This is a genomic window from Catenisphaera adipataccumulans, assembly GCF_014202755.1.
Classification (GTDB): domain Bacteria; phylum Bacillota_I; class Bacilli_A; order Erysipelotrichales; family Erysipelotrichaceae; genus Catenisphaera; species Catenisphaera adipataccumulans.
Window position 1 is genome coordinate 214,209 of the sequence record NZ_JACHHK010000004.1, and the last position, 5,459, is coordinate 219,667.

The 5,459-nt window shown below is 30.3% G+C and carries 4 protein-coding genes and 1 pseudogene; all 5 read left to right on the plus strand.

What is annotated here, in order from left to right; translation table 11 throughout:
* The coding region (locus tag HNQ47_RS06765) for a GH25 family lysozyme (RefSeq protein WP_343052930.1) at positions 1 to 1,251 on the plus strand (1,251 nt) is incomplete at its 5' end.
* A 304-nt stretch (positions 1,252 to 1,555) separates the two neighbouring features.
* A complete protein-coding gene (locus HNQ47_RS06770; RefSeq protein ID WP_221248066.1) occupies positions 1,556 to 3,295 on the plus strand; it encodes a DUF6020 family protein in 1,740 nt (579 codons plus the stop codon).
* A gap of 72 nt (positions 3,296 to 3,367) precedes the next feature.
* Positions 3,368 to 4,021 (plus strand): acyltransferase, encoded by a 654-nt coding sequence (locus tag HNQ47_RS06775; protein ID WP_183328637.1) that lies wholly within the window; start codon positions 3,368 to 3,370, stop codon positions 4,019 to 4,021.
* 23 nt (positions 4,022 to 4,044) lie between these two features.
* Positions 4,045 to 5,037, plus strand: a complete 993-nt coding sequence (locus tag HNQ47_RS06780; RefSeq protein ID WP_183328638.1) for a glycosyltransferase family 2 protein — start codon at positions 4,045 to 4,047, stop codon at positions 5,035 to 5,037.
* Positions 5,038 to 5,075: 38 nt separating this feature from the next.
* Positions 5,076 to 5,459, plus strand: a pseudogene (locus tag HNQ47_RS06785) (sulfide/dihydroorotate dehydrogenase-like FAD/NAD-binding protein); the annotation flags it as partial.

The following is a 5,459-nucleotide window of genomic DNA, read 5'->3' on the forward strand; positions in this document are numbered from 1 at the left end:
GATAAATATTCCGGAACAATGAAAACGGGATTTGTAAATATAACGGGTGATTATCACGCAGAAAATGAAAGTGATAAAACTGTTTATTATGATAAAAACGGTCACATGTTATATAAACAGAAATATATTGATGGCTATTGGTACTGTTTTAACAAATATTCCGGAGCAATGCAAAAAGGATTTGTTCTTTTATCCGGAGATTATCATTCAGATAAAGAAAGCGATAAAACGGTTTATTATGATGAAAACGGTCATATGCTGTATAAACAAAAATACATTGATGGATATTGGTATTGTTTTGATCAATATTCCGGAGCAATGAAAACGGGTTTTGTGTTAATTTCCGGAAATTATCATTCAGCAAATGAAAGCGATAAAACTGTTTATTATGATAAAAACGGTCACATGTTATATAAACAGAAATATATTGATGGCTATTGGTACTGTTTTGATAAATACACAGGAGCTATGAAAACAGGATTCGTTCTTTTATCTGGAGATTATCATTCAGCAAACGAGAGTGATAAAACCGTTTATTATGATGAAAACGGGCGCATGGTACACGCTGATTTTGATCTTGATGGTATCCACTATTATGTAAACTCAGCTAATGGAGCAATTACGGGCACTGATACTAGTACTGAAGAATTTACTGCTGATGAAAATGGTGTTTATATGTATGGAATTGATATCAGTGAGCACAATGGATATAACATCGATTTCTCTCAATACACGGATCAGTTTATTATTATCCGAGTAAACTGGGGTACAAATACAGATTCTATGGCGGAATACTATATGGATCAATGTGAAAAATATGGTATTCGATATGGTGTGTATTGCTATAGCTATGCATTAGATGAAGATGGTGCTGCTTCTGAAGCTTATTATACATTGGATTTAATTAAGAACAGAACAATATCTTGCGGCGTATGGTTTGATATGGAAGATGCAGATAATTACAAGGCTAATAATAATGCCTTGAATGCAACAACAATTTCTACAATCTGTCAGACATATTGTAAAATTATTCAGAATGCAGGATATTATTCCGGCATTTACTCAAGCCTTTCATGGTTTGACTATTACATCCAAAATTGCAATCAATATGATCATTGGGTTGCAGCTTGGGGCCAGAATGATGGCACATTATCAACTGATACATCAGAATATGGAACAATGCATCAATATACATCTACGCCATTAGATAAAGATGTCATGTATGTAGATCCTTCTACATATATTATCTAGTAAAGAAGCCAAGCCAAGAAGCTTGGCTTTTTAGCTTAATTTATATAACCGAATGATTTTGACAACTATTTTTAAAAAAAGTAACTGTTTAAGCAGTCGTTGAAAAAATTGGAATATTATTGGAATGATTATGAGATTAGAGAAATTATGAAAGTAAAAACATTTGAAATATTGAAATAATAGTATAATATAAAATGGGTTGAGAAAGGATTTAATTATGCTCAATGTTTTTTTGAAAAAAGACAATCATTTTAAATTTATAATTTTTATTATTACGATATTTTCAATCTATTCATTGCAAAACATGCTAAAAGTAAATTACAGAGATTTTGTATTAACAAATAGTGTTTTTTCTTTAATATTATTTTTAGCCATTTATTATTTATATTTAAAAACATTTTCAATAGAAAATAAAAAATATTTAAAAATATCAATTATAATAGGATTTCTCTTTTCTTTATTTATGGATGTTGGTTCTAATGTATATATGTATGATACAACATTCATAAATTTACCAGTTGTTTGGATAAGAATAATATTCGGTGGGACACCTTTTTTTACTGCAATTATAATTAATTTATATAAATTTATTAATCAAGTTACCAAAAATAATCACTTGCCAGTCCTAACTATTAAATTAAATAAATTGAATTTTCTTTTTATAAAAACTAGAAAAACTTTTTTACTAATTTGGAGTATTATTTTTATTTCTTGGCTACCGGCTCTTTATGCAAGTTATCCTGGAGTACTTGGATATGATACATATTTGCAGTACCCAAGTTATACTAAGCACATGATCAATAATCACCATCCTTATATACATACACTGCTTTACGGTTTTTTTGCTGATGAAATAGGGAAAAAGCTATTGAATAATGTAGATTTAGGCAGTTTATTGTATTCTATATTTCAAATGTTGATTTTATCTTTTGCGATGGCAAGTATTTATCGTTTTCTGCAGAAGAAAAATTGTTCAAATAGTATATTATTATTAAATCTGTTATTTTTTATGTTTTTCCCTCCATACGTTATTATGTCTTTCTCTATGACAAAAGATGTAATTTATACTTCTTTTTTTGTCTTGATGATTATTTGTACGTTTGAATTATGTGATGATCCAGAAATAATACATAACCGAAAATTTTTTATTAAATTTATAATTGTGTGCATATTCCAAATTCTGTTTAGAAGTCAAGGAATATATATTTTTTTATTCTTAATGGTTATATTGTTTTTAAAATTCAAGGGAATAAGATTTCAAACATTTGCCGTTTTTTGTAGTTGTATCATTTTATATGCAGGTTATTTAGGACCCTTAGCAAATTATTTTCATGTAAATAAAATAGAAAATTTACAAGAAATGATGAGCGTTCCTTGTGTTCAGCTTTCAAGATCAATTATAAATGACAACGGGGAGCTATCATTAAAAGAAAAAGAATTAATTATTGAATATATACCAGACTATAAAGACTATACTATTTATGAAGGAATAGGAGATGCTGTAAAAAATGATTTTAATACAGAAAAGTTTCGAAACAACCCAAAAGAATTTATTAAACTTTGGATAACAGTAGGGTTGAAAAAACCATTAGAATACATTAATGCTTTCACAAGATTAACAATAGGATATTGGTATCCGGACATGAACTATCGTGATCCAAAAGCATATCATCCTTATTGGGAATATTGGACAACTCAGAAACCTAATTTTATTTCAAAGTTTTTTATGATGCTCAGTTCAAACGGTATGAAAGAACCAAATAAATATCAAATTATTCCTGTTGTATCAATGTTGTTTAGTTCAGGTATGGTTTTATGGATCATTATTTTATTTTTAGGCTGGTGTGCATTAAACAAGAATATATATTTTATTCCTTCATTGGTTTCATTGTTTGCGATATTTATATTATTACTTGGCCCAGTTGTGTTGTATAGATACATATTTCCAATTATGCTTTCTAATCATATTTATTTATCTTTATTTACTATTAATGAAAAAGAAAAAAATAATATTACTGAAAAAATTATAAAAATACAAAAATAAATTTTTTAATAAAACCTGCTCAATGATTTTTTTGTACAATAAAAAAAATAATTATATAAAAGAGGTATCAAAATGAAAATTGAAAAATTATTTGATTTAGAACATACGTTAGCAAAGGACTATTTGAATGAGTTTACATATCCATGGGAAGCACTGAGAGGCATCAAAAATATGATCCTTCAACTGGGTCCAACACTTATTAATCGAGGTTACAAAGAAATTTCTAAAAATGTCTGGGTACATGAATCAGCAATAATTGCTCCAACTGCATATTTGGGTGAACCATGTATCATAGGTCCGAATACTGAAGTTCGGCACTGTGCTTTTATTCGCGGCAGTGCATTGGTTGGTGCTGATTGTGTTGTTGGAAATAGCGTTGAATTAAAAAATGTCATTTTATTTGATCATGTACAAACTCCACATTATAACTATGTCGGTGACAGCATATTAGGCTATAAATCACATATGGGAGCTGGTTCTATTACATCAAACGTTCGTAGTGACAAGAAACTAATTATTGTACATAGTGATCCAGAAATTGAAACGGGATTAAAAAAATTTGGTGCGATGTTAGGAGACTATGTTGAAGTTGGATGTAATTCTGTACTAAACCCAGGTACTGTAGTTGGCCGTCACACAAATATTTATCCAACTACTTGTGTTCGTGGTGTCATTCCAGAAAAAAGTATAGTAAAAAATTCAGGCGTTATAATCAGTAAGTTTTAATCATTAGAAAGTTTGGTATAAACATGGATAAAGTATTAACAGTTAGCGTAGCAGCGTATAATTTAGAAAATTTAATTGAACAAAATCTTCATTCTTTTGAAAAATGCAAGAACATTGATTTACTTGAAGTAATTGTGACTGATGATGGCTCAACGGATCACACGGCTGAGATTGTTAGTAAATATGTACAGAAATATCCAGGAACATTTAAGTTAATAAAACAAAAAAATTCTGGTGCGGGTTCTACAGTGAATAGTGGAATACGTCACGCAACTGGAAAATATTTCAAAATGATCGATGGAGATGACTGGGTAGAATCTGAAAATTTAGATAAATTATTAGAAAATTTATATAAAATCGATACAGACATAATCATTACGAATTATGAAGTATATGATGAAACAATATCAAAGGTTATAGAATACAAAAATTTTAGAGGCAAACTACAAGAAGGAAAAATCATTGATTTTTCAAAAGCTTGTAATGATGTACAATTTGCAATGCATCAAGTAACCTACCGAACCAGCATATTAAAAAACAATAACATTGTCTTAGATAATGGATTTTATACAGATGTTGAATATTTATTATTGCCTGTCCAATATTTAAAAACACTGATTTATTATGACTTGAATATCTATGTCTATCGTGTAGGTAGAAATGGACAAAGTGTAAGTTTGGAAAGTTTGCAAAAACATATTGACATGCATGATTTAGTTTTTAAGAGATTGCTTAATGAGTATGAAAGAATAAAAAACAATCTTTCCAATGAAAAAAGAAATTTTATTTTGAAGCGTTTAACTGATATGGCATACTATCAGTTGAGAACATTGATGTCTTTTGAAATGACAGATAATAATATTCAAACGATTAAAGATTTTGTAAACTATATTAAAAATAATTCACCTGAAATTAATGAACGATTCTCACAAATAAAAAAAGTAAAATTACTTTTAAAAAGTAATTATCATTTAATTGGCTTCGTCTCAAAACAATTCAGAAAAGAAATCAATTAATATAATAGTTATGTGATAAAATAAGAACGGTGATAAAAATGTATAAGATATTAGAGAAAACTCCATTGAACCCAACTGTAACCAAGATGGTGATCGATGCGCCTTTTGTTGCCAAGCGCGCCAAAGCCGGTCAGTTCATCATCTTACGTGTGAATGAAAACGGTGAGCGGATCCCGCTGACCATCGAAGACAGCGACCCGGAAAAGGGCACCGTCTCCATCGTGTACCAGATCGTCGGCGGCACGACCATGAAGCTCAACGCCCTGAACGAAGGCGACAGTCTGCATGACTTTGTCGGCCCGTTAGGAAAACCGAGCGTCATCGACAGCAATAAAAAAGTCTGTGTCATCGGCGGCGGGGTCGGCTGTGCCATCGCGTATCCGACGGCCAAGGCCTTTGCCAAAGCCGGTGCCGATGTCACG